This is a genomic window from Enterobacter sp. CPE_E890, from assembly GCF_046521475.1.
Lineage (GTDB): Bacteria > Pseudomonadota > Gammaproteobacteria > Enterobacterales > Enterobacteriaceae > Enterobacter > Enterobacter adelaidei.
Window position 1 is genome coordinate 1023806 of the sequence record NZ_JBKFZW010000001.1, and the last position, 24805, is coordinate 1048610.

A 24805-nucleotide genomic window follows, 5' to 3' on the forward strand; every position below is an offset into this window, starting at 1 on the left:
AACCCTCGGGTCTGACCTTTTTGCCTGAGCCTTGAGACGGGCTCAGGCATGATTTTCGTGTGGTGATGTGTTGAACACAGCAAAAGCCATAACAACAAGAAGGAAGCATTATGTTTAAGTCTTTTTTCCCAAAGCCGGGGCCATTTTTCCTGTCGGCATTTATTTGGGCACTGATCGCCGTTATTTTCTGGCAGGCGGGCGGCGGTACCTGGCTGACGCGCATCACGGGTGCGACGGGCGATGTACCGATTAGCGCGGCGCGCTTCTGGTCGCTGAGTTTTATAGTATTTTATGCCTACTACACGTTATGTGTGGGGCTGTTTGCACTCTTCTGGTTCAAGTATTCTCCGCATCGTTGGCAGTTTTGGTCGATTTTGGGATCTGCACTGATCATTTTCGTTACCTGGTTCATGGTGGAAGTGAGCGTTGCAATTAATGCATGGTATGCACCCTTCTACGATTTGATCCAAAAAGCACTAAGCGCCCCGAATAAGGTTCCGATTGGTGAACTCTATGCCAGTCTCGTTAGTTTTACCGGCATTGCCATGATTGCAGTAACAGTGGCAGTGCTGAACAATTTCTTCGTTAGCCATTACGTTTTCCGTTGGCGTACTGCTATGAACGAGTATTACATGGCAAATTGGCAACGACTGCGGCACATTGAAGGCGCTGCACAGCGTGTACAGGAAGACACCATGCGTTTTGCCTCAACGCTGGAGGACATGGGGGTCAGCTTGCTTAATGCTGTGATGAAACTTATCGCTTTTTTACCGATTCTGATTGCACTTTCACCCCATGTACCTGAACTTCCAGTTGTTGGTCATATACCCTATGGTTTGGTTATTGCGGCACTGGTCTGGTCTCTTATGGGAACTGGGCTTCTTGCTGTGGTGGGGATCAAATTGCCGGGGTTACAATTTAAAAATCAGCGCGTGGAAGCGGCTTATCGCAAAGAACTTGTTTACGGTGAGGATGACCCATCACGAGCTGCGCCACCAACGGTAAAAGAGTTATTTCAGAACGTCCGTTTTAACTACTTTAAGCTCTACTTCCACTACATGTATTTCAACATAGCTCGTATTTTATATCTTCAGGCCGATACTGTTTTTGGAATAGTCCTGTTGTTCCCGTCAATTGTTGCAGGGACAATTACCCTGGGACTGATGACCCAAATTACCAACGTGTTTGATCAGGTTAGAAGTTCATTCCAGTACCTGATCAACTCCTGGACCACGCTGGTGGAGCTGATGTCTATCTACAAACGTCTGCGCAGCTTTGAACGTGAGCTGGACGATCGTGACCTGCAGGAAGTGACCAATACTTTTAGCTAATACAGGGAGTTGCTATGTCTTTTGCCGTACCGCGTGCGTTACCGTTGTCCTTACTGACTGCTCTCGTCCTGGTCGGATGCGCCGAAAAAGGGGCTGCTCCGCTCAAGAAGGGCGAAAAGCCGGTTGATGTGGCAAGCGTTGTGCGGCAGAAAATGCCCGCCAGCGTGAAGGATCGCAATGCCTGGGCAGAGGCGCTGGCAAAAACCTTTGAAAGCCAAAAGATCGCGCCAACCGAGGAGAATATCTGCTCGGTGCTGGCGGTGGCGCAGCAGGAGTCGATGTACCAGTCAGACCCGGTGGTGCCGGGTCTGAACAAAATTGCCTGGAAAGAGATCGATCGCCGCGCGGAATCCATGCATATCCCGGTCTTTCTTGTTCATACCGCGCTTAAAATCACCTCGCCAAACGGCAAAAGCTACAGCGAACGGCTAGATACGGTGAAAACTGAAAAACAGCTCAGCGCCATCTTTGATGATTTCATCAGTATGGTCCCGATGGGGCAGAAGCTGTTTGGCTCACTAAACCCGGTACACACCGGTGGCCCGATGCAGGTGAGCATCGCGTTCGCGGAGAAGCATACCGACGGCTACCCGTGGAAAATCGACGGTACGGTGCGCCAGGAGGTTTTCTCCCTGCGCGGTGGGCTGTGGTTCGGCACGTATCATCTGCTGAACTATCCGGCGAACTACAATGAGCCGCTGTACCGTTTTGCCGACTTTAACGCGGGCTGGTATGCCAGCCGTAATGCGGCGTTCCAGAGTGCGGTCAGCCGCGCAAGCGGCGTCAAGCTGGCGCTGGACGGCGATCTCATCGCTTACGGCAGCAGCGAGGCGGGCAGCACCGAGCTGGCGGTACGGAAATTATCGACAGCGCTTGGCCTGAGCAACAGCGATATTCGCCGTCAGCTTGAGAAAGGTGATAGCCTGGCCTTTGAGAAAACGGATCTGTACAAGAAAGTCTTTGCTCTTGCCGAGCAGAAGAGCGGGAAAACGTTACCGAGAGCTATTCTGCCGGGTATTCAACTGGAAAGCCCGAAGATCACGCGTAACCTGACAACCGCATGGTTCGCAAAGCGGGTGGACGATCGTCGGGCGCGTTGTATGGGGCTTTAACGGCGGCGGCGAACACGCAAAACTAACGCCACGACGCCTAAAATCATACAACCGGCGAGGAAGGGAACAAGGCCAAACAGGGTACTGACACCAAACCCAATCTCAACTCGCGGGCGTCCGTTATCCTGTACCTGCATCAGATGTTCATATACCCCTGGCGCATGAACCAGCATATTGAGCAGCTGGGAACCGGCCCAGAAGCAGAACAGAACAAACAGGGCATAAGCAATATTACCTGCCGTGGAGGTTTTTGGTTTGCCGCCAAAAATCGGTTTCGACAATGTAAAATCAGCCATGATGACCTCCCGAAATATCACTCTGTTCAATATGCTTCTTACAGGGGGAGTTTGACAGGTCATCGCATTTGTCAATATCAGAATCGTGGTAATTTACCCTCAGGAATTCTCCTGGATTGTCGATTTCTGCAGCACATCACAATTTCATCCCTTAAGTGAAATTGCGTCGCGTTTCAGAATTTCCATATCCGCCACAGACCTGGCCGTAAAACTGTGAGAGGATGTCTTTTTTTCCTGCCGGAGTTGTTATGAAACTCACGTCCAAACTACGCCGTGACTGGCACTACTACGCCTTTGCTATCGGGCTGATCTTTATTCTTAACGGCGTCGTGGGGCTGCTGGGATTTGAAGCAAAAGGATGGCAAACCTATGCCGTCGGGCTGGTGACCTGGGTGATCAGCTTCTGGCTGGCTGGATTGATTATCCGCCGTCGTCCTGAAGAGACGACAGCGGATGAAACGGAGACGGCGAAGAGCGCCGATTAACCGTTTACGGAGCTTTTAAGGGCGCTGTCGGCGGCATGACGCTCCAGCGCCAGCTCGATCAGGCGAGTGATAAGTTCAGAGTAGCTCAGTCCGCTCGCCTGCCACAGTTTCGGATACATGCTGATATTCGTGAAACCCGGCAGCGTGTTGATTTCATTGATGACTACCTCGTTTTCCGGCGTCAGGAATACATCCACACGCGCCATACCGCTGCAGCCGAGTGTCTGATAGGCGTTAATGGCGATCGCCCGGATCTTATCGTTGATTGCGGGATCGATATTGGCAGGCACGACAACCTGAGCGCCTTTGTCATCAATGTATTTGGTGTCGTAGGAGTAGAAGTCGCTGTTTAAGACCACTTCGCCGCAGGTGCTCGCCTGTGGGAAATCGTTGCCCAGCACGGCGCACTCAATTTCACGGCCTTTAATGCCCTGCTCAACCACCACTTTATGGTCGAATTCAAACGCCAGACGGACAGCCTGTGTGAACTCTGCTTCGCTGGTGACTTTGCTGACGCCTACGGAGGAGCCCTGGTTTGCCGGTTTCACAAACAGCGGCAGACCCAGCTCTCCGCTAATTTGCGCGAAGCTGTGTTTGTCGCGGTTGGCGCGAGTGAGCGTCACGAAAGGCGCTATATTCAGCCCGGCATCACGCAGCAGGCGTTTGGTGACGTCTTTGTCCATGCACGCGGCAGAGCCGAGGACGTCCGAGCCGACGAACGGCAGGTTGGCCATGCGCAACATTCCCTGCAGGGAACCATCTTCACCCAGAGTACCGTGAACGATGGGGAACACGACATCAATCTGAGCGAGAGACTGTGCATTGCCAGCGTCGATGAGTTGCCCCTTCACGACGCCGGGCACAGTGGCGACGCTAATTTCCGAAGGATTAAGGGCGATATGTGCTGGATCGTTGGCATTAAGCAGATACTGGCTAGCATCGTTAACATGCCACTGGCCCTGTTTATCAATGCCCAGCAGCACCACGTCGAAACGGCTTTTATCAATTGCATCAACGATATTCTTGGCTGATTGCAATGAAACCTCGTGCTCTGCTGATTTTCCCCCAAAGACAATACCTACGCGCTGCTTTGCCATCTCACTCTCTTCCAGTATGACGAAAAGCCAATAACATACCACGATGCCCTGCGGGTTTCGCGACCTTCCGCCATAATGTTTTGGGGAATGTTGATGGGGAAGTGGGAGAGGGAAAACTCTTCTGAAGCATAAAATCCCGCCTGGAAATGGATGATTTGTGACTTATTTCACAAATATAATGACTGGGAAGATAAAACACCAAAGTCATCAAGGCCGCATCTCTGGTGCGACGTCACTATGCGTAACTTGCTAATCTGTAGGCGAATTCGCCTAAAAATGAAGACTGTTTCTTTATGGAATCATGGAAAGTTAATCTTATCTCGGTCTGGTTCGGTTGCTTCTTTACCGGGCTCGCCATCAGCCAGATCCTGCCGTTCCTGCCGCTGTATGTGTCACAGTTGGGTGTGACCTCGCACGAGGCGCTCTCCATGTGGTCTGGTCTGACGTTCAGCGTCACGTTTCTGGTCTCCGCGATTGTGTCACCAATGTGGGGCAGCCTGGCGGATCGGAAAGGCCGAAAGCTGATGCTGCTGCGCGCCTCGCTCGGGATGGCGATTGCCATTCTGCTGCAGGCCTTCGCCACCAACGTCTGGCAACTGTTTTTCCTGCGGGCGGTGATGGGGCTGACTTCCGGGTATATTCCGAATGCCATGGCGCTGGTCGCCTCGCAGGTGCCGCGAGAACGTAGCGGCTGGGCATTGAGTACGCTTTCCACCGCACAGATTAGCGGCGTAATTGGCGGCCCGCTGCTGGGGGGCTTTCTGGCGGACCACGTCGGGCTGCGCGCCGTATTTATCATTACCGCGATCCTGCTGGTGGTCAGTTTTCTGGTCACGCTTTTTCTTATCAAAGAGGGCGGTCGTCCCGTTATCAGCAAATCTGAACGTCTGAGTGGCAAGGCTGTCTTCGCCTCTCTGCCTTACCCTGGGCTCATGATCAGCCTGTTTGTTACTACTATGGTGATCCAGCTCTGTAACGGTTCGGTCGGGCCGATTCTGGCGTTGTTTATTAAGTCGATGGAGCCAGACAGCAATAATATCGCCTTTCTCAGCGGCATGATCGCCGCCGTGCCAGGCGTATCGGCACTGATTTCTGCACCACGGTTGGGAAAACTGGGGGATAGGATCGGTACGGCGCGAATTCTGATGGCTACGCTGATTTTTGCCGTGGTGCTCTTTTTCGCGATGTCGTTTGTGACCTCTCCGCTTCAGCTTGGCGTGCTGCGATTTTTGCTCGGCTTTGCCGATGGCGCAATGCTGCCTGCGGTACAGACCTTGCTGGTCAAATATTCCAGCGACCAGGTGACAGGGCGCATTTTTGGATATAACCAGTCGTTTATGTATTTGGGTAATGTTGCCGGTCCGCTTATTGGCGCCTCTGTTTCCGCGATGGCCGGTTTTCGTTGGGTTTTTGCCGCGACGGCGATTGTTGTTTTGATCAACATTATCCAGCTGGCTATTGCTCTGCGTCGCCGCAGGCATATGGCGGAGGTAAAATCGGCAAGATAATGCTTCTGTCGATGTATTGTATATTCTTATGATTGCCGCATTTTTCTATCACCCAATGCGGCATTTTTTATAGAAAAACGTTTCGCTGATAATTCCGAAACCCTATTTTTTTCGATGTCGTCACTTTTGCATAAGATAATACCTTTCTCCGCTTTGCATATTTCCCTCTTGATGTTAGTTTCAGGGGAAATCACATAAGGAAATAACACGATGAAAAATCTCATTGCTGAGTTGCTGGTCAAGCTTGCACAAAAGGAAGAGGAGTCAAAAGAACTGGTTGCCCAGGTCGAAGCTCTGGAAATTGTTGTCACCGCACTATTACGACAGATGGCTAAATCTGACCAACAGGCATTAATAGAGAGCGTCGAAGGTGCGCTGGATAAGGCAAAACCCGATACTCAGGTTCCGGTTGAGGATGCAGAGTTGCTCCAGCAATACGTAAAGAAGCTCTTGAGGCATCCTCGCAGCTAAACCGTCGCCGGACATAACGACGTGTCATAGAATTGTCATGCAGGATGCCTATAGTCGCTCTGTTTTTATTTTTATGTATTTGTACATGGAGAAAATAAATTGAAACAGAGCGCACTTTTCATCGCATTACTTCCCCTGTTTATTACCCCTGCTATTTATGCTGATACGTCCAATACTCACGTGCTGGATAATCGCGCAGCAAAAGGGGATATCACTCAGCCAGGCGGCGCACGCCGTTTATCTGAAGATCAAACAGCCGCTATTCGCGCTTCGCTGAATGAGAAACCGGCGAAAAATATCATTCTGCTTATTGGCGATGGAATGGGTGATTCCGAAATAACAGCGGCGCGAAATTATGCCGAGGGGGCAGGCGGATTTTTTAAAGGTATCGACGCATTGCCGCTGACCGGACAATATACCCATTACTCACTGGATAAAAAAACCGGTAAACCGGATTACGTAACGGATTCGGCTGCCTCTGCTACGGCATGGTCTACGGGGGTAAAAACCTATAATGGCGCGCTGGGTGTCGATATTCACGAAAAAGATCATCAAACCATTCTGGAAATGGCAAAAGCGGCGGGGCTGGCCACCGGCAACGTTTCTACCGCTGAACTTCAGGACGCGACGCCGGCGGCGCTGGTATCGCATGTGACTTCACGTAAGTGCTACGGCCCGTCGGTGACCAGTGAAAAATGTCCAACCAACGCCCTGGAAAAAGGGGGCAAAGGCTCGATTACTGAACAACTGCTGAATGCACGCGCTGACGTCACGCTGGGCGGTGGGGCGAAAACCTTTGCAGAAACCGCGACGGCTGGCGAATGGCAGGGTAAAACGCTGCGTGAGCAGGCACAGGCTCGTGGCTATCAACTGGTGAGCGATGCAAGCGCTCTGGCAGCAATCACTGAAGCGAATCAAGACAAACCGCTGCTGGGACTGTTCTCTGATGGCAATATGCCTGTGCGCTGGGAAGGTCCAAAAGCCTCTTATCACGGCAATATTGATAAGCCTGCCGTGACCTGTACTCCTAACCCGAAACGCACTGACAGCGTGCCGACGCTGGCGGCAATGACCGATAAAGCGATCTCTCTGCTGAGCAAGAGCGAAAAAGGGTTCTTCCTGCAGGTGGAAGGCGCGTCGATCGACAAGCAGGATCATGCGGCGAATCCGTGTGGCCAGATTGGCGAAACCGTCGACCTGGACGAAGCGGTGCAGAAGGCACTCGAATTCGCGAAGAAAGACGGAAACACCCTTGTGGTGGTCACCGCGGACCATGCGCACGCCAGCCAGATCATCCCGGCAGATACCAAAGCGCCAGGCCTGACGCAGGCGCTGAACACGAAAGATGGTGCCGTAATGGTGCTGAGCTATGGCAACTCTGAAGAAGAGTCCATGGAGCACACGGGCACTCAGCTGCGTATTGCCGCCTACGGACCGCATGCGGCAAATGTGGTAGGACTGACCGATCAAACCGATCTGTTCTACACCATGAAAGCGGCACTAGGCCTTAAATGATAAAAGCCCGGCGGAATTTGTCTCTGCCGGGTGACTTTTTTCCTGTCACGGACCAGACTTACAGGGAATGTTTACAAAAGGATGGTGCAATGAAAACAACATTACTGGTTACTCTGCTCTCTGGCCTGTTCCTGATTTCATCGGCGAACGCGGAAGAGAAAACATTAACGCCTCAACAACAACGCATGACCACCTGTAACCAACAGGCCACGTCCCAGAGTCTGAAGGGGGATGCCCGTAAGACCTATATGAGCGATTGCCTTAAAAATGGCGCGTCTAAACCTGCTGAAAAAAGCCTGACGCCACAGCAGCAGAAAATGCGCGACTGTAATGCGAAGGCCACTGAGCAGTCTCTGAAAGGTGACGATCGCAGTAAATTTATGAGCACCTGCCTGAAGAAAAAAGCGTAGTTCTAACGGGTGAGTGGCTCTGGCGACTCACCCGAAATTTCATACTTTCCTCGCACCCCTCCTCTCTATAATTTGGGAAAATGTTTCAGAATATTCCCAAAAATGATGAATGATGAATCTTATTACAACAAAAAATGCATTCGCGAAGAGTGGGATTTAACCCTTTCTCTGGATGCCCCTCACCGTGCTGGCATTCAGTTTGCCCGGCGAGTTCGGCTGGCGCGCGCTGTCGGGCTGGCGGCGATGTTTTTCCCTGTCGCGGGGATACTGGTTACCCATTTTTTACCCGGCGGCTGGTGGCTTTTACTGGTGGGATGGGCGTTCATCTGGCCTCATCTCGCCTGGCAGTTATCCTGTCGGGCTTCATCACCTCATCAGCAGGAAATTTTCAATCTCAAAATGGATGCCATTATCGCCGGGCTCTGGATTGGCGTGATGGGGATAAATGCGTTACCCACAACCGCGCTGGTGATGATGGTGGGCATGAATATGATGGGCTCCGGCGGCTGTCGACTCTTCATTCCGGGGATCATATTGACCCTGCTTTCCGCACTGTTGACGCTGCCCCCGGTCGGGAGAGTGGTGGTCTTTAATCCTGATCCGGTGGAGTGGGGCTTAACGCTTCCTGTGTTTGTGCTTTATCCCATGCTGTTTGCCTGGCTAAGCCATCGCACTGCCGTCAGGCTGGCTGAACATAAGCGGCGGCTGGAAATGATGAGTACACGCGATGGAATGACAGGAGTCTTTAATCGTCGACACTGGGAAATGCTGTTGCGAAACGAATTTGAGCAGTGCCGACGTCATAATGGTACGGCCACGATCCTGCTCATTGATATCGACCACTTTAAAAACATCAACGATACCTGGGGGCATGATGTGGGCGATGAGGCGATCATTGCGATTACGCGTCAGCTGCAGATTTCGGTACGTTCAGGCGATGCAATAGGCCGTTTTGGTGGAGATGAATTTGCGGTGATTATGTCGCGGACAGCCGCTGACAGCGCAATCGCCGTTATGTCCCGGGTTCATGAACGGCTGGAAAAACTGTCATTACCTTGCGCGCCTGAAGAAACCCTGCGCATAAGCGTAGGTATCGCCACCTGGGGGCCACAGTTTGGGCACTATCGGGAGTGGCTCAAGGCGGCTGATGTGGCGCTGTACAAGGCAAAAAATGCCGGGCGTGGCCGCACTGAAGTGGCTGCCTGACACCCGGCTGAGACGATCAGGATTTACTCAGTTTCTCTGATTTTTCCATGCATTTTGCCATCGCTTCGATGACGGCAGCACGGAATCCGCGTTCTTCCAGTACCCGCACCGCTTCGATGGTGGTACCACCAGGGGAGCAAACCATATCTTTCAGCTCACCAGGATGTTTACCGGTTTCCAGCACCATTTTGGCAGAACCCATAACTGCCTGTGCTGCGAATTTATACGCCTGCGCACGCGGCATACCGCCCAGTACTGCGGCGTCGGCCATCGCTTCTAAGAACATGAAGACATACGCAGGGGCTGAACCGCTCACGCCGACAACCGGATGGATCATGGATTCGGCAATCACTTCCGCTTCACCGAAGCAGCGGAAAATGTTCAGGACATCAGCCACGTCTTCTGTGGTCACCAGTGCGTTTGGCGTGACGGAAGTCATGCCAGCGTTGACCAGTGAAGGGGTATTAGGCATCGCCCGGACGATTTTACGGTCATGACCCAGCGCGCGCGCCAGTTGATCCAGCGTGACGCCCGCAGCAATGGATACGACCAGCGTCTCTTTATTCAGGCTGGAGGTGATGTCGCTCAGCACTTTGATCATGATGTTCGGCTTGACGGCGCCAAAGACGATATCGGCGACCTGGGCGACTTCCTGAGCGCTTTCGGCGGCGTTGATCCCGTATTGATCGCGCAACGCGGCGACTTTATCAGGTGACGGGGTATAAACCCAAATCTGACCCGGCAGAACCTGCCCGCTGGCGATCAGGCCGCCCAGGATGGCTTTGCCCATGTTACCGCAGCCGATAAACCCGATTTTCTTATCCATCACGACTCTCCGTCATTATGCGTTGTTTTCTCTGATTGATAGCTTAACAACGAAATGCAGGCGACAATAGTCGGCAGAGTCATTAAGGGGAGACAATATGGCGATTTGGGTTGATGCGGACGCGTGTCCGAATGTGATTAAAGAGATTTTGTTCCGCGCCGCCGAGCGTGTTCAGATGCCGCTAACGCTGGTGGCGAACCAGAATATTCGCGTCCCTCCTTCCAGATTCATTCGCGCGTTGCGGGTTCCGGCCGGGTTTGACGTGGCTGATAACGAAATTGTCCGTCTGTGTAGCGCGGAAGATCTGGTGATCACTGCGGATATCCCTCTGGCTGCCGAAGTGCTGGAGAAAGGGGCTGCAGCGCTTAACCCTCGGGGTGAGCGTTATTCACCTGCGACCATTCGGGAAAAACTCACTATGCGTGATTTTATGGATACGCTCCGCGCCAGCGGTGTGCAGACGGGTGGGCCAGACAGCTTATCCCAGCGCGATCGTCAGCAGTTTGCCGCAGAGCTGGATAAATGGTTGCTGGAAGTGAAGCGTCGCACCGCGTAATGATAACCATTGTCAATTTGTGGTACAGTATGGCCTCCTCAGGGTTGTCATCCCGTACCGCTTTGCAGTAAAGTAATCGAAACATCTTCTGCAATTATTTCTTTACACTCTTCGGCCATCCGGCATCAAGGGGAACACCTGGTTATGACCCAACCCATCTTTTTAGTTGGCCCCCGCGGCTGTGGGAAAACCACCGTTGGCCTGGAACTGGCACGCGCGTGCGATCGTCAGTTTGTGGATACTGACCACTGGTTGCAAACAGAGGCCGGAAGAACGATCGCGGACATTGTCGAACAGGAAGGATGGGACAGCTTCCGCGCACGTGAAACGGCAGCGCTGAAAGCGGTAACCACACCTTCTGCGGTTATCGCGACAGGAGGGGGCATTGTTCTGGCTGAATGTAATCGCCACTTTATGCGCGAAAAAGGGATTGTGATCTATCTCAGTGCACCTGTTTCGGCTCTGGTAGGGCGTCTGGAAGCCTTTCCGGAAGAGGGGCAACGTCCTGCACTGACCTCCAGACCGCTTAGCGAAGAGGTGAGAGAAGTGCTGGCTGAACGTGATGCGCTATACCGTGAAGCAGCACACCACGTGGTGGATGCTTCTGCGGCTCCTGAAGATGTGGTTACCCAGATTATTACTGCTCTACGTTTGGCTTGTGCCAGCTAACCGGCGTCTATACTTATAGCTCAGACATATAAAAAAGGATGAGCTATGCCGACCAGACCTCCCTATCCGCGTGAAGCGCGCATTATTACCGTTGAAAAAGGCCATACGGGTCATACTGTTACCTGGTATCAACTGCGTGCCGATCACCCTAAACCAGACTCGCTGATCAGTGAACACGAGACTGAACAGGAAGCGCTGGATGCGAAACGGCGCTACGAAGATCCTGATATAACCTGACCGTTTTCCTAAACGCTCCAGGATCGTGCCTGAATCACACTTTTTACTCATCGAGAAAGTTAAGCAGGAGTTAATATTTAGTTATTACAAGTAACTCCGATATTGACGGTCGATCTTTACATTTCGATGTGAAGATCACCTGCTACGCTTGGTGCTGTTTTGTTGAAAAAATGAACTGTGCAGCGTAGTGAGCCTGTACCTGTGTGCACGATGTTGTAGTAATGGAAGGCGATAAAGATGAAGGCGACGTTGGCGATCCTCACCATTGGTGTGGTCCCTGTAAGCGAAGTGTTACCGCTCTTAACCGAGCATGTCTCTGAACAACAGATAACGCATCTTAGCCTGCTGGGGAAGATGAGTCGGGAAGAGGTCATGGAGGACTACGCTGTCGAGGCGGGGGAGGATCCCCTGGCGACGTTATTAAGTGACGGTAAACTGGCGCATGTTTCGCGTCAGAAAATCGAGCGCTCGCTGCAAGGGGTGATAGAAGTGCTCGATAATCAAGGTTATGACGTTATTTTGCTGATGAGTACCGCACCCATTAAAGGTCTCACGGCGCGTAATGCGATTCTGCTGGAGCCGATGCGCATCATCCCGCCGCTGGTGGCCTCAATTGTTGATGGTCATCAGGTGGGGGTCATCGTCCCGATTGAAGAGTTGATGGACAACCAGGAGGCAAAGTGGCACGTGCTTGAAAAAGTGCCCTTATATGCGCTGGCAAATCCTTTCTGGGATAGCGATGCCGCACTGATTGAGGCCGGACGTGAGTTGCTGGAGAGAGGGGCGGATGTGTTGATCCTGGACTGTCTTGGCTTCCACCAGCATCATCGCGATTTACTGCAGAAGGCGCTGGATGTGCCGGTGCTGTTATCCAATGTTCTGATGGCTCGCCTGGCTTCAGAGCTTCTGACGTAATGATTTTGCGTGACAGGTGATGAGCATGGCCCCTATAGTGAATTTTTATCTAAAAATATAAGGGCCAGTTCATGCTTCAAAGTAACGAATACTTTTCCGGTAAAGTGAAATCCATTGGTTTTACCAGCAGCAGCACTGGCCGCGCCAGTGTCGGTGTCATGGCCGAAGGGGAATACACTTTTGGTACGGCCGAAGCGGAAGAGATGACGGTCGTTAGCGGTGCGCTCAACGTCCTACTGCCGGGTGAAACGGAATGGAAAGTTTACGCAGCCGGACAGGTTTTCAACGTTCCTGGCCACAGCGAGTTCCATCTGCAGGTTGCTGAACCGACCTCTTATCTGTGCCGCTATCTGAAATAAAAAATAAGCCGGGTGGCGCTAACGCTTACCCGGCCTACGCTTTGCCTGTTATCTTTGCGCTTCGCCGCCGAGACCTTCCACCAGATTCTGAATCAACGCGGCCAGTTCCCCGGTCATCAGGATGAAGTCCGCGTCAAAGCGCTGGGCGTAATCTTCCCGGTCGATGTCTTCATTCTGATCGCGCAGTTCATCGCAGAACTTCAGACGTTTCACGGAACCGTCATCGCACATCATAAACTGAATCCGCTGCTGCCAGTCGAGCGCCAGTTTGGTCACCACTTTGCCCGCTTCGATGTGTACGGCAATCTCGTCGCTCACCAGATCCTGTTTCTTCGCGCGGATCACGCCGCCATCTTCCAGCAGGGCTTTCAGCTCGGCCTCATCGAGGATCTGGAAACCTTGCGCGGCAGCACCGCTGCGTACCCACTCGGTCAGGGTCAGCTCGATTGGCGTTTCCAGCGCCAACGGTACGACCGGCAGAGAGCCGATGCTTTTGCGCAGCAGAGCCAGCGTATCTTCTGCTTTTTTGGCGCTGGCGCAGTCCACCATAATCAGCCCGTTAACGGTATCGATCCACATCATGGTCTGGCTGAAGCGGCTAAAGGCGCGCGGCAGCAGAGAGTGCAGAACTTCGTCTTTCAGCGAATCTTTTTCGGTTTTCTTCAGCTTGCGACCCTGCTCGGCTTCCAGCTTGAAGATCTTCGCTTCGAGCGCCTGTTTAACCACCGGTGTTGGCAGAATTTTCTCTTCTTTACGGGCGCAGACGATGATTTGACCCGTGCTGCTGGCGTGGGTCAGTGCATCGCTTTGTGAACCCATTGGCGGAACCCAACCGGTTTTTGCCATATCCTGGCTACCGCAAGGGGAAAAGGTGTAAGCGGCTAACTGTTTTTCCATCTCTTCTGCACGCAGCGAAACGTCGCGGCTGAGACGGTAAACCATCAAATTTTTGAACCACAGCATGATAATTTCCACGGCCTTGTCGTTAAATCAGCGGGCATGATAACGAATTGTCGCATCGCTTGCATTGCTAATCGGGAAGCGTGCTTCTACTCTGTTGATAATCAAAATAATGAGGAGAGTCTTGTGCGTATTGGGATTGATTTGGGCGGCACCAAAACAGAAGTCATCGCACTGAGCGAGCAGGGGGAACAGCTGTTCCGCCACCGTCTGCCTACGCCGCGCGATGATTATCACCAGACTATCGAGACGATCGCGAGACTGGTTGAAATGGCAGAGCAGGCGACAGGACAAACCGGCTCCGTCGGAATGGGGATCCCTGGGTCGATCTCGCCTTATACCGGGGTGGTTAAAAATGCCAACTCGACGTGGCTAAACGGTCAGCCTTTTGATAAAGATTTGAGCGCGCGTCTGAAGCGCGAAGTGCGTCTGGCCAACGACGCCAACTGTCTGGCGGTTTCAGAAGCGATTGACGGCGCGGCTGCCGGTGCCCATACCGTTTTTGCCGTCATCATCGGTACCGGCTGCGGAGCAGGCGTGGCCTTAGGCGGGCGTGCCCATATCGGGGGTAACGGTACGGCGGGCGAGTGGGGACACAACCCACTGCCGTGGATGGATGAAGATGAGCTTAAATACCGCGCTGAAGTACCGTGCTATTGCGGCAAGCAAGGGTGTATTGAGACGTTTATCTCCGGTACCGGTTTTGCGACCGATTACCACCGTCTGAGTGGTCAGCCGCTCAAAGGCAGCGAGATCATGCGTCTGGTCGAAGAACAGGATTCGGTGGCAGAACTGGCGCTCCGCCGCTACGAAATGCGCCTGGCGAAATCGCTGGCGCACGTGGTGAATATTCTCGACCCGGACGTGATTGTGCTCGGCGGCGGCATGAGCAACGTCGACCGCCTGTACAGCACGGTCCCGAATCTGGTGAAACAGTGGGTGTTTGGCGGCGAGTGTGAGACCCCGATCCGCAAAGCGCTGCACGGTGATTCCAGCGGCGTGCGCGGTGCGGCATGGTTGTGGCCGGAATAAAAGCAAAGAGTGTTTATTCCCTCTCCCACAGGGAGAGGGCCAGGGTGAGGGCACCAGACTGCACCGCCCCCCATTCACTCCACCGCATACTCTTTATCCAGCCTGCTGTATCCCAGCCCGTTGATCTTTTTTACTTTAATCTGTACCGGAATACGCTCTTTCATCGCCTCGACGTGGCTGATCACACCGATCGTTTTCCCGGTGGCGTTCAGCGCGTCGAGGGCATCCAGCGCGGTATCCAGCGTTTCGCTGTCGAGCGTGCCGAACCCTTCATCCAGGAACAGCGAGTCGATCCGCGTTTTGTGACTCACCAGATCGGAAAGTGCCAGCGCCAGCGCCAGGCTGACCAGGAAACTTTCGCCACCAGAGAGCGTACGGGTGTCGCGCACGGCATCCGCCTGCCAGGTATCGACCACTTCCAGCTCCAGAGCATCGCTGGCTTTGCGCTGGAGCAGATAACGCCCGTGCAGGCGGTTAAGTTGCTGGTTAGCAAGCCAGACAAGATTATCCAGCGTCAGCCCCTGGGCGAACTTGCGGAACTTGTCGCCGGTACTGGAGCCGATAAGCGCATTCAGGTACCCCCAGTCGTCTGCCAGACGGCTGGCCTCTTCAATTTGCTGCATTAAAGCCAGTTGGTGCAGGCGGTTATCGCTATCCTGCTTAAGCTGCTGGCGGATCTCTCCCTGCCGCGTGGTGTTCTCACGAAGCTGCTGCGTCAGGTGCTGGAGCTGGATCTGCAGGCCTGGTGCATCGGCGTCGAGCCCTTCTGGCCGCAGCACCAGGTGCGCCTGCAACTGTTGGTTTGCCTGTCCGGACAGGGCGGCTGCCTGCTGTATCTGGTTTTCCAGCGATTGCTTCAGATGATTGAGGTGTTGGAGCATGTTCTCATCCAGCAGAGCGGCAAGGAACGCATCTTGATCGGCAAAACAGCTGGCTGACAGGGCCTGGGTGAATTGCACCTGCGATTGCTGCAGGCGCTCACGCTCCAGCGTTTCCTGCTGCTGGTGTGCCGCCAGTTGGCTCTGCAGAGACACGCATTCGTCGTGGATCGCGCGCCAGTTGTCAGGAATGGCGGGTTCGGTCTCTTCACTGTTGGTGACCGGAAGTGTGTCAAGCAGTGGCTTCAGGGCGTTTATACGTTCCTGAATCGCACCCTGCTGTGTCTGTTTCTCCTGCCACTGTGCGAACTCCGTTTCACGGACGTTCAGCCAGGTGGCCTCAGTACCTTCGTCAGGTACGCTGAGTGAAAGTGCGGCCAGGGCGCTTTCCAGCCCCTGACGCGTTGTCGCCAGTTGCTGCTGATACTGGCGTTCCTGCTCTTCCATTTCGTTGAGCTGGTTTTGCAGCGTCAGACGCTGGCTGAGCTGATAAAGCTGGCGTTCATAGTGCTCTTGTTCTCTCATCCAGATGGCAATATCTTCCTGAATATTCAGCGAAATATTTAATGCCGCGCAAACCTCCTGCCACTCTTTAGTGAGCGCTTGCTCTTCCTGAGAGAGTGTCTGCGCTTCGCCTGTCTCGCGCTGGATCTGTTGAGTCAGGGCATTAACCTGGCCCAGAACCAGCAGCCCTTCCTCTTTTAGCGAGGCGACCTCTTTTTCCAGGGCATCACGGCGGCGCTGATTATCAGTGAGTTCAAGCGCTTGATATTTCTCCACGGCGGGATGTTCGCTGGAGCCGCACAGTGGACAGGGTTTACCTGCCTCAAGCTGAGAACGATAGCTTTCCAGATCTTTAATCGTCGCTTCACGTTCACACAGGGCTTTCAGGTCCAGATAGTGCTGGTTTTTCTCTTTGTATTGCTGGCGACGTAGCGTCAGTGTTTCATTGAGTTTTACCTGCTCAGCCTGAGCTTTCTTCACGCTTTCACCGTTCTGGTGCAGGCGTTTTTGTAGCGGCTGATAGCGCGCATGGAGCGAGGTCAGACGTTGACGCATCGTTCGTGACTGCGCCTGTTGTTCCATCGCTACTGCAACCTCATCCGCCGTCAGCGTCAGGGTTGTTTCCGGCAGGGCGGCCCGTTTATGGCGTAATTCAGTGAGGCGGACGGTCAGGGCAGTAAGCTGATTTTTATCACGGCCAAGCTGAGCGAAGTGCGCTCGCCAGCCTGCCATTTCCTGTCCCCATAAGCGGAATCGATCATGTTCTGCCTGCCACTGCGTCAGAACCGTTAATTCGGTCTGAAGCTGCTCATGAGTACGAATGGCGGTATTACGGATACGCGAGCGCAGCGCGGTTTTATCTTGTAAGCGAGTATTTACTTCGATAATTCGCTGCTGGGTTTGAGCCAGACGCGAGGCTTGCTCTTGCTGGTGCTCCCAAAGCGGTCGAAGCTGAGCGGCGGGTTGAGCAAGCTGGAGCTTTGCCAGGTCAGGCGCGGCGTCGGTCAGCGCCTGCTGTGCCTGCTGTTGTAACATGGTTACGCGCTGTTGCTCGCGAAGAAGCTCATCATGGCGCGTAAGCCACTGATAATCCTTCTGCTGGCGCTGTTGCTGTGCCAGCAGTGTTTTCTCTTCGTCAGTAAGTGCCTGCAAACTTTGCTGTAACTGCTGCTGTTGCTCTTCGCTCAACAGCACCACACCCGCTGCCTGTGCCTCGCGCATTTCAAGTACGTTTCGGGCGGCTTTGTGTTTCTCAAATATCCTGGCGGAAATCTGGCCATAGATCTCGGTTCCGGTCAGTTCTTCCAGAAGCTCTGCGCGATCGCTCGGTTTGGCATTGAGGAAAGCGGCAAACTGCCCCTGAGAGAGCAGCATTGAACGGGTAAATCGGCCATAGTCCAGCCCGGTGAGCGCGGCGGTTTGCTCCAGTTTATCTGTCACTTTGTCGGCGAGAATCTTGCCATCTTCGCAGCGAGCCAGTTCCACTCGCGGTGCTTGTAGGTTCCCGTCTGGCTGATTACGCGCCCGGTTCTGGCTCCAGAAGGCGCGGTAGGCGGTACCTTTTACTTCAAACTCAACCTCGGCCAGACACTCGGCGGTATCACGCGTCATCAGATCGTTTTGCGCCTGAGACACTTTTTGCAGACGCGGTGTTTCGTGATAGAGCGCCAGACAGATGGCGTCTAGCAGGGTGGTCTTGCCTGCACCGGTCGCACCGGTAATGGCAAACAGCCCGTTGCTGGCAAAGGGCTCAGCGGTAAAGTCAATTTTCCACTCGCCCTTGAGTGAGTTGAGGTTTTTCAGACGCAGGCTCAGGATTTTCATGCGTTCTCCTCCTCGTTATTCAGCGCGTGGAGCGTATGGGCGAACAGCTCGTTCAGCCGGGCGCGTTTTGCATCGTCCATCTCTTCCTGGGCCAGTCGGCGTTCAAAAACCTCTTCGACTTTAAGTTCACTCAGCGTTTCGCGCTGAGCACTCAGCAGGATTTTTTCGCGCTGCTCGCGACTGCGGCGTACCAGTAAAACCTCGACAGGAAGATCTTCCGTCAGCGCCTGAATTTTTCGCTGCATATCATGCAGATAGTCGTCTGTCGTGATTTCGATATCCAGCCAGACGGGGGGATTAAGCGCAATGCCACGCCACTGTTCAAGCTGGGAGGTGATAGCATCAAGGTCACCCTTCAGCACCGCCAGCGGCTGGGTAACAGGGACTTCCAGCGTTTCGACGGCGCTGAGTTTACCTCCGTTAAAACTCACCAGATGCACAGATTTGGCTTTACCTGTCTCATCAAAACTCAGCGAAATGGGCGAGCCACAATAGCGAATGTGTTCGCAGCCACCAATGATCTGTGCGCGGTGAATATGCCCAAGCGCAATGTAGTCGGCAGGCGGGAAATTTTGCGCCGGGAACGCATCCAGCGTACCAATATAGATGTCACGTACGGCGTCACTTTTACTGGCTCCGACGGTGGTGAGATGCCCGGTTGCAATCACCGGAATAAGCTGTTCGCCGCGCAAGGTACAGGCATCGGTATATTGTTGGTGATAATAATCAGTGATGCTCTGCAACAGATGCTGCTGTTTTTCTCCGCCGGACATCCCGGCCTGGCTCTGCACGATATCGCGTGGGCGCAGGAAGGGAACCGGGCACAGCACCGCCCCCGGTGTACCGTCACGTTTTTTCAGGATCTGCGGCGCATGCCCGGCACTGGCCACCACGGTAGTGTTCAGGAAGGCCAGGATGTCGCGGGATTCATTCAGCGTGGCGACGGAGTCGTGATTACCGGCGACAATCACCAGATGGCAGCCTGTTTGCTGCAGATTTACCACGAAGCGGTTGTACAGCTCACGCGCATAGCTTGGCGGCGAGCCGGTGTCGAAAATGTCACCCGCGACAATAATCGCATCCACTTCGCGCGATCGAGCCGTATCCAGCAGCCAGTTCAGGAACGCTTCATGCTCAGCTGCCCTGCTTTTGCTGTAAAAGTTTTGACCCAGATGCCAGTCCGAAGTGTGAAGTATGCGCATAGGAGATCCGTGGCGAAAAAAGATGTTGGCGATTATAAACATTCAGGGGCAGAAAATAACCGCTGTAATAAAACAACAGTTTGCCATTTATAGTGGTAAGGTTTTTCATAAATCTGTCATAAATCTGACGCATAATGACGCCGCATTACAAACTTGTAACTTAAATAAGATAAGACAGGGCAAAGTATGGCGAGACGTATTCTGGTCGTAGAAGATGAAGCTCCAATTCGTGAAATGGTGTGCTTCGTGCTCGAACAAAATGGCTTCCAGCCGGTTGAAGCGGAAGATTATGACAGCGCGGTGAACCAGTTGAATGAGCCCTGGCCCGATCTGATTCTGCTCGACTGGATGTTGCCCGGCGGCTCTGGACTGCAGTTTATCAAACACATTAAACGTGAAGCGATGACTCGCGATATCCCCGTTGTCATGCTGACGGCGCGTGGTGAAGAAGAAGATCGCGTACGTGGGCTTGAAACGGGTGCCGATGATTACATTACTAAGCCGTTTTCCCCGAAAGAGCTGGTTGCTCGCATCAAAGCCGTAATGCGCCGCATTTCACCGATGGCAGTGGAAGAGGTGATTGAGATGCAGGGGCTGAGCCTTGACCCGACCTCACACCGCGTCATGACGGGCGAAAACCCACTCGACATGGGGCCTACCGAATTTAAACTCCTGCACTTCTTTATGACTCACCCGGAACGCGTTTACAGCCGCGAACAGTTGCTGAATAACGTCTGGGGAACTAACGTGTATGTCGAAGACCGGACGGTTGACGTCCATATCCGCCGCCTGCGAAAAGCGCTGGAACTGAGCGGCCACGATCGCATGGTGCAGACGGTCCGCGGCACGGGTTATCGTTTTTCTACCCGTTTCTGAACAATGACAGGAGTGTGACGCGTGCTGGAACGTCTGTCATGGAAAAGGCTCGTCTTTGAACTGATCTTATGTTGTATTCCGGCCTTCATTCTGGGGGCCTTTCTTGGACATCTGCCGTGGTTTCTGCTGGCCTCGGTCACCGGGCTGCTGATCTGGCATTTCTGGAACCTGTTGCGCCTCTCCTGGTGGCTATGGGTTGACCGAAGTATGACGCCTCCACCGGGAAGCGGCAGTTGGGAACCGCTGCTTTACGGTTTGCATCAGATGCAGATGCGTAATAAAAAGCGCCGCCGCGAACTGGGAAGCCTGATCAAGCGTTTTCGCAGCGGGGCGGAGTCGCTGCCGGATGCGGTCATTCTGACGACCGAAGAAGGGACAATCTTCTGGTGTAATGGTCTTGCGCAACAGTTGCTGGGGTTGCGCTGGCCGGATGATAATGGCCAGAATATCCTCAACCTTCTGCGTTATCCTGAGTTTGCGCAGTATCTAAAAAAGCGTGATTTTACCGGTCCGCATAATCTGAAACTCAATAATGGTCGCCATCTGGAAATCCGCGTGATGCCCTACAGCGATCGGCAGTGGCTGATGGTGGCGCGCGATGTCACCCAGATGCACCAGCTGGAAGGCGCGCGACGCAACTTCTTCGCGAACGTGAGCCACGAATTACGCACCCCGTTGACCGTACTTCAGGGTTACCTGGAGATGATGCAGGAGCAAACGCTTGAAGGTGCGCCACGTGAAAAAGCGCTGCACACCATGCGCGAGCAAACGCACCGTATGGAAGGTCTGGTGAAACAGCTGTTGACGCTCTCAAAGATTGAAGCGGCGCCAACGCTTGCGCTGAATGACACTATTGATGTCCCCATGATGCTGCGGGTGGTGGAGCGTGAAGCACAGACGTTAAGCCATAAGAAGCACCACCTGATCTTTGAGGTCGACAATACGCTGAAGGTTTTGGGCAGTGAAGATGAGCTGCGTAGCGCCATTTCCAACCTGGTGTATAACGCGGTGAATCATACGCCGGAAGGGACGGAGATCGTGGTGCGCTGGCAGCATACCCCTACGGGCGCTGAATTTAGCGTCGAGGATAATGGTCCGGGGATTGCTCCGGAGCACATCCCGCGTCTGACCGAACGCTTCTATCGCGTGGATAAGGCGCGATCGCGACAGACAGGGGGAAGCGGTCTGGGGCTGGCAATTGTAAAACATGCCGTCAATCACCATGAAAGCCGTCTCGATATTCAGAGTACCCTGGGTAAGGGAACCCGCTTTAGTTTCGTGATCCCGGAACGATTAATTGCCAAAAAGATCGCCTGATAACGGGTGTGTCATTTTACCTTTCCACGGGTCAGCGTTTGCTGGCCCGTTTGCTTTGCAGTCAAACGAAACGCGAATGAATTTTATACGGCTGACTGTTTTTTGTTCGCATGATTAGCCATGGGTTTTTCTGATAATTAGCGTATTGTGCTGGTATGTTTTTTCATGGTGGCATATTGTTCTGGTTTTGCGATCCCACCTTGCCTTTAAACGTTATAAGCGTTTAAATTGCGCCCCAGATACTGTCAGACCGACTGTATTTGCGTGGTAAATCGAAAAACTATTCTTCTCCACGCCAGGACGGGAGCATTTCCCGCTGAAATTGAGCAATTTTTCGGCTGTATCTTCCCACCAGGGAAATCGAAAAGCTCAATGTTTTCAACACCACATCCACAGGCAGTAAGGTTTTATGACCCATCACTTAAAATCGCGTGACATCATCGCGCTGGGCTTTATGACATTTGCGCTGTTCGTTGGCGCAGGCAACATCATTTTCCCTCCAATGGTTGGTTTACAGGCGGGTGAACACGTCTGGACTGCCGCATTTGGTTTCCTGATTACTGCTGTGGGTTTACCGGTACTGACCGTTATCGCCCTGGCGAAAGTGGGTGGCGGTGTTGATAGCCTCAGCACCCCGATCGGCAAAGTGGCGGGTGTCCTGCTGGCAACCGTCTGCTATCTGGCAGTGGGCCCACTGTTTGCGACCCCGCGCACGGCGACCGTTTCCTTCGAAGTGGGCATTGCTCCTCTGACCGGTGACGGCGCGATGCCGCTGTTTATCTACAGCCTGATCTACTTCGCGATTGTGATTCTGGTTTCTCTCTATCCGGGCAAGCTGCTGGATACCGTCGGTAACTTCCTGGCTCCGCTGAAAATTGTGGCGTTGATTGTGCTGGCGGTTGCGGCGATTGTCTGGCCGGCAGGTCCGATTAGCGACGCCATGGATGCCTACAAAAATGCCGCATTCTCCAACGGCTTTGTGAACGGCTACCTGACGATGGATACGCTGGGCGCAATGGTGTTTGGTATCGTCATCGTTAACGCCGCGCGTTCCCGTGGTGTGACCGAAGCACGTCTGCTGACCCGCTACACCATCTGGGCTGGCCTGATGGCCGGCGTGGGCCTGACGCTGCTCTATCTGGCGCTGTTCCGTCTGGGTTCCGATAGCGCCATGCTGGTTGATCAAAACGCGAATGGCGCGGCTATTCTGCATGCTTATGTTCAGCACACCTTCGGCGGTGCGGGCAGTATGCTGCTGGCAGCGCTCATCTTCCTGGCATGTCTGGTGACCGCCGTTGGCCTGACCTGCGCCTGTGCTGAGTTTTTTGCGCAGTATCTGCCGCTCTCTTACCGCACTCTGGTGTTTATTCTCGGCATTTTCTCCATGGCGGTGTCCAACCTCGGTCTGAGCCACCTGATTCAGGTCTCTATTCCGGTGCTGACGGCTATCTACCCGCCGTGTATCGTGCTGGTGGTACTGAGCTTTACTCGCCCGTGGTGGAATAACTCCTCACGAATTATTGCGCCAGCCATGTTTATCAGCCTGATTTTTGGTATCCTTGACGGGATTAAAGCATCAGCTTTCGCAGAAATTTTGCCAGCCTGGACACAGCGTCTGCCGCTGTCCGAACAAGGCCTGGCCTGGCTGATGCCTACCGTTGTTGCACTGGTTCTGGCGGTTATCTGGGATCGTGCTGCAGGGCGTCAGGTCGCATCGAACGCCCATTAATCAACGGCAACAAACTGTTTAACCACGGGGCTTAAGGCCCCGTGGTTTTTTGTTTTTTTCGTGTTGAATGGCAAGATTTAAATGGAAAGCACTAACAAACTTAAACGTGGACTCAGCACGCGCCACATCCGCTTTATGGCGCTGGGCTCCGCTATCGGTACCGGTCTTTTTTATGGCTCGGCAGATGCCATTAAAATGGCCGGTCCAAGCGTTCTGTTGGCCTACATCATCGGCGGTGTAGCGGCCTATATCATCATGCGTGCCCTCGGGGAGATGTCGGTTCACAATCCGTCAGCCAGTTCGTTCTCCCGTTACGCGCAGGAAAACTTAGGTCCGCTGGCCGGGTTTATTACCGGCTGGACCTATTGCTTTGAAATCCTGATTGTGGCGATTGCCGATGTGACCGCGTTTGGTATCTATATGGGGGTCTGGTTCCCGGCGGTACCGCACTGGATTTGGGTGCTGAGCGTGGTGCTGATCATCTGCGCAGTTAACCTGATGAGCGTGAAAGTCTTCGGTGAACTGGAGTTCTGGTTCTCTTTCTTTAAGGTCGCCACCATCATCATCATGATTGTCGCCGGTTTCGGGATCATCATCTGGGGGATTGGTAACGGCGGTCAGCCCACCGGTATCCATAACCTCTGGAGCAACGGCGGCTTCTTCAGTAATGGCTGGCTCGGCATGGTGATGTCGCTCCAGATGGTGATGTTTGCCTACGGCGGTATTGAGATTATCGGTATCACCGCCGGGGAAGCGAAAGACCCGGAGAAGTCGATTCCGCGCGCCATCAACTCGGTGCCGATGCGTATTCTGGTGTTCTATGTGGGTACGCTGTTCGTGATCATGTCCATCTACCCGTGGAACCAGGTGGGCACTAACGGTAGCCCGTTTGTACTGACTTTCCAGCATATGGGCATTGCGTTTGCTGCCAGTATTCTGAACTTTGTCGTGCTGACAGCGTCGCTTTCCGCGATCAACAGTGACGTCTTTGGCGTGGGGCGTATGCTACACGGCATGGCGGAGCAGGGCAGTGCGCCAAAGGTATTTGCCAAAACCTCACGCCGCGGTACGCCGTGGGTCACCGTGGTGGTGATGACCGTGGCGCTGCTGTTCTCGGTTTACCTGAATTACATCATGCCGGAGAACGTCTTCCTGGTGATTGCATCGCTGGCGACCTTCGCGACGGTGTGGGTGTGGATTATGATCCTGCTGTCACAGATTGCATTCCGCCGTCGTCTGTCTCCGGATGAGGTGAAAGCGCTGAAGTTCAAAGTGCCGGGCGGTGTGGCAACGACCGTGGTTGGCCTGCTCTTCCTGGTCTTTATCATCGCCCTGATTGGCTACCACCCGGATACCCGTATTTCCTTATACGTCGGCTTCGCGTGGATCGTCCTGCTACTGGTTGGCTGGATGTTTAAATGCCGCCGTGACCGTCAGCTGGCGGAAGCACAGTAATGTTAATGCCCGACGATGTCGGGCATTTTTTCTCC

Annotated in this window: 24 protein-coding genes; 18 read left to right on the forward strand and 6 right to left on the reverse strand. The window is 53.6% G+C overall.

Annotated features, from left to right (window positions below):
- Positions 1 to 110 precede the first annotated feature (110 nt).
- Together sbmA and ACLHV9_RS04950 are read left to right on the forward strand one after the other, a co-directional pair.
- Positions 111 to 1331, forward strand: a complete 1221-nt coding sequence (gene sbmA, locus ACLHV9_RS04945) for a peptide antibiotic transporter SbmA (protein ID WP_108090720.1) — start codon at positions 111 to 113, stop codon at positions 1329 to 1331.
- A 14-nt stretch (positions 1332 to 1345) separates the two neighbouring features.
- A complete protein-coding gene (locus ACLHV9_RS04950; RefSeq protein WP_108090719.1) occupies positions 1346 to 2443 on the forward strand; it encodes a DUF1615 domain-containing protein in 1098 nt (365 codons plus the stop codon).
- Here the strand turns inward: ACLHV9_RS04950 and ACLHV9_RS04955 are convergent.
- The gene (locus ACLHV9_RS04955) at positions 2440 to 2739 is read right to left on the reverse strand and encodes a DUF2755 family protein (RefSeq protein ID WP_028017690.1); all 300 of its coding nucleotides are present in this window, start codon (positions 2737 to 2739) and stop codon (positions 2440 to 2442) included. The two genes, ACLHV9_RS04950 and ACLHV9_RS04955, sit on opposite strands and share 4 nt — an antisense overlap.
- Positions 2740 to 2987: 248 nt before the next feature.
- On the opposite strand from ACLHV9_RS04955, the gene ACLHV9_RS04960 reads away from it, so the two are divergent.
- Positions 2988 to 3224 (forward strand): DUF2754 family protein, encoded by a 237-nt coding sequence (locus tag ACLHV9_RS04960; protein WP_028017689.1) that lies wholly within the window; start codon positions 2988 to 2990, stop codon positions 3222 to 3224.
- Here the strand turns inward: ACLHV9_RS04960 and ddlA are convergent.
- Positions 3221 to 4321 carry a D-alanine--D-alanine ligase gene (gene ddlA, locus ACLHV9_RS04965; RefSeq protein WP_108090718.1) on the reverse strand — a complete coding sequence of 367 codons (1101 nt, stop codon included), beginning with the start codon at positions 4319 to 4321 and terminating at the stop codon, positions 3221 to 3223. The two genes, ACLHV9_RS04960 and ddlA, sit on opposite strands and share 4 nt — an antisense overlap.
- A 293-nt stretch (positions 4322 to 4614) precedes the next feature.
- Between ddlA and ACLHV9_RS04970 the strand changes: the two genes are divergently transcribed.
- The 5 genes from ACLHV9_RS04970 to adrA all read left to right on the forward strand — a co-directional run bounded on the left by ACLHV9_RS04970 (position 4615) and on the right by adrA (position 9431).
- Positions 4615 to 5829 (forward strand): multidrug efflux MFS transporter, encoded by a 1215-nt coding sequence (locus tag ACLHV9_RS04970; protein WP_028017687.1) that lies wholly within the window; start codon positions 4615 to 4617, stop codon positions 5827 to 5829.
- A gap of 210 nt (positions 5830 to 6039) precedes the next feature.
- The gene (iraP, locus tag ACLHV9_RS04975; RefSeq protein WP_049007514.1) at positions 6040 to 6300 is read left to right on the forward strand and encodes an anti-adapter protein IraP; all 261 of its coding nucleotides are present in this window, start codon (positions 6040 to 6042) and stop codon (positions 6298 to 6300) included.
- A gap of 99 nt (positions 6301 to 6399) precedes the next feature.
- The gene (gene phoA, locus ACLHV9_RS04980; RefSeq protein ID WP_028017685.1) at positions 6400 to 7815 is read left to right on the forward strand and encodes an alkaline phosphatase; all 1416 of its coding nucleotides are present in this window, start codon (positions 6400 to 6402) and stop codon (positions 7813 to 7815) included.
- A gap of 89 nt (positions 7816 to 7904) precedes the next feature.
- The gene (psiF, locus tag ACLHV9_RS04985; RefSeq protein WP_028017684.1) at positions 7905 to 8225 is read left to right on the forward strand and encodes a phosphate starvation-inducible protein PsiF; all 321 of its coding nucleotides are present in this window, start codon (positions 7905 to 7907) and stop codon (positions 8223 to 8225) included.
- A gap of 102 nt (positions 8226 to 8327) precedes the next feature.
- On the forward strand, positions 8328 to 9431 hold the full coding sequence (gene adrA, locus ACLHV9_RS04990) for a diguanylate cyclase AdrA (RefSeq protein ID WP_108090717.1): 1104 nt from the start codon (positions 8328 to 8330) through the stop codon (positions 9429 to 9431).
- Positions 9432 to 9447: 16 nt separating this feature from the next.
- On the opposite strand, the gene proC is transcribed toward adrA, so the two are convergent.
- The gene (proC, locus tag ACLHV9_RS04995) at positions 9448 to 10257 is read right to left on the reverse strand and encodes a pyrroline-5-carboxylate reductase (RefSeq protein WP_028017682.1); all 810 of its coding nucleotides are present in this window, start codon (positions 10255 to 10257) and stop codon (positions 9448 to 9450) included.
- Between the two features lie 97 nt (positions 10258 to 10354).
- Between proC and ACLHV9_RS05000 the strand changes: the two genes are divergently transcribed.
- The 5 genes from ACLHV9_RS05000 (at position 10355) to ppnP (ending at position 12993) form a co-directional block, all read left to right on the forward strand.
- The gene (locus ACLHV9_RS05000) at positions 10355 to 10813 is read left to right on the forward strand and encodes a YaiI/YqxD family protein (protein ID WP_014830847.1); all 459 of its coding nucleotides are present in this window, start codon (positions 10355 to 10357) and stop codon (positions 10811 to 10813) included.
- A 144-nt stretch (positions 10814 to 10957) separates the two neighbouring features.
- On the forward strand, positions 10958 to 11482 hold the full coding sequence (gene aroL / locus ACLHV9_RS05005) for a shikimate kinase AroL (RefSeq protein WP_028017681.1): 525 nt from the start codon (positions 10958 to 10960) through the stop codon (positions 11480 to 11482).
- Between the two features lie 45 nt (positions 11483 to 11527).
- A complete protein-coding gene (gene yaiA, locus ACLHV9_RS05010) occupies positions 11528 to 11719 on the forward strand; it encodes a protein YaiA (protein ID WP_028017680.1) in 192 nt (63 codons plus the stop codon).
- A 237-nt stretch (positions 11720 to 11956) separates the two neighbouring features.
- Entirely contained in the window at positions 11957 to 12634 is a 678-nt protein-coding gene (locus ACLHV9_RS05015; protein ID WP_028017679.1) for an AroM family protein, read from the forward strand.
- Positions 12635 to 12705: 71 nt separating this feature from the next.
- Complete coding sequence (gene ppnP / locus ACLHV9_RS05020; RefSeq protein ID WP_008503270.1) at positions 12706 to 12993, forward strand: pyrimidine/purine nucleoside phosphorylase; 288 nt, start codon at positions 12706 to 12708, stop codon at positions 12991 to 12993.
- A 48-nt stretch (positions 12994 to 13041) separates the two neighbouring features.
- On the opposite strand, the gene rdgC is transcribed toward ppnP, so the two are convergent.
- Complete coding sequence (rdgC, locus tag ACLHV9_RS05025; protein ID WP_028017678.1) at positions 13042 to 13956, reverse strand: recombination-associated protein RdgC; 915 nt, start codon at positions 13954 to 13956, stop codon at positions 13042 to 13044.
- Between the two features lie 123 nt (positions 13957 to 14079).
- On the opposite strand from rdgC, the gene mak reads away from it, so the two are divergent.
- Positions 14080 to 14985, forward strand: a complete 906-nt coding sequence (gene mak, locus ACLHV9_RS05030; protein WP_108090716.1) for a fructokinase — start codon at positions 14080 to 14082, stop codon at positions 14983 to 14985.
- Positions 14986 to 15059: 74 nt separating this feature from the next.
- Here the strand turns inward: mak and sbcC are convergent, their stop codons facing one another.
- Positions 15060 to 18191, reverse strand: a complete 3132-nt coding sequence (gene sbcC / locus ACLHV9_RS05035; RefSeq protein WP_407220209.1) for an exonuclease subunit SbcC — start codon at positions 18189 to 18191, stop codon at positions 15060 to 15062.
- On the reverse strand, positions 18188 to 19393 hold the full coding sequence (gene sbcD / locus ACLHV9_RS05040; protein WP_407220210.1) for an exonuclease subunit SbcD: 1206 nt from the start codon (positions 19391 to 19393) through the stop codon (positions 18188 to 18190). Before sbcD ends, sbcC begins: the two co-directional genes overlap by 4 nt.
- A gap of 186 nt (positions 19394 to 19579) precedes the next feature.
- On the opposite strand from sbcD, the gene phoB reads away from it, so the two are divergent.
- The 4 genes from phoB (at position 19580) to proY (ending at position 24770) form a co-directional block, all read left to right on the forward strand.
- On the forward strand, positions 19580 to 20269 hold the full coding sequence (gene phoB / locus ACLHV9_RS05045; protein ID WP_003859122.1) for a phosphate response regulator transcription factor PhoB: 690 nt from the start codon (positions 19580 to 19582) through the stop codon (positions 20267 to 20269).
- A 21-nt stretch (positions 20270 to 20290) separates the two neighbouring features.
- Positions 20291 to 21586, forward strand: a complete 1296-nt coding sequence (gene phoR / locus ACLHV9_RS05050) for a phosphate regulon sensor histidine kinase PhoR (RefSeq protein WP_134707189.1) — start codon at positions 20291 to 20293, stop codon at positions 21584 to 21586.
- Between the two features lie 409 nt (positions 21587 to 21995).
- The gene (gene brnQ, locus ACLHV9_RS05055; protein WP_008503262.1) at positions 21996 to 23315 is read left to right on the forward strand and encodes a branched-chain amino acid transporter carrier protein BrnQ; all 1320 of its coding nucleotides are present in this window, start codon (positions 21996 to 21998) and stop codon (positions 23313 to 23315) included.
- An 81-nt stretch (positions 23316 to 23396) separates the two neighbouring features.
- Positions 23397 to 24770, forward strand: a complete 1374-nt coding sequence (proY, locus tag ACLHV9_RS05060) for a proline-specific permease ProY (protein ID WP_028017673.1) — start codon at positions 23397 to 23399, stop codon at positions 24768 to 24770.
- Positions 24771 to 24805 lie beyond the last annotated feature (35 nt).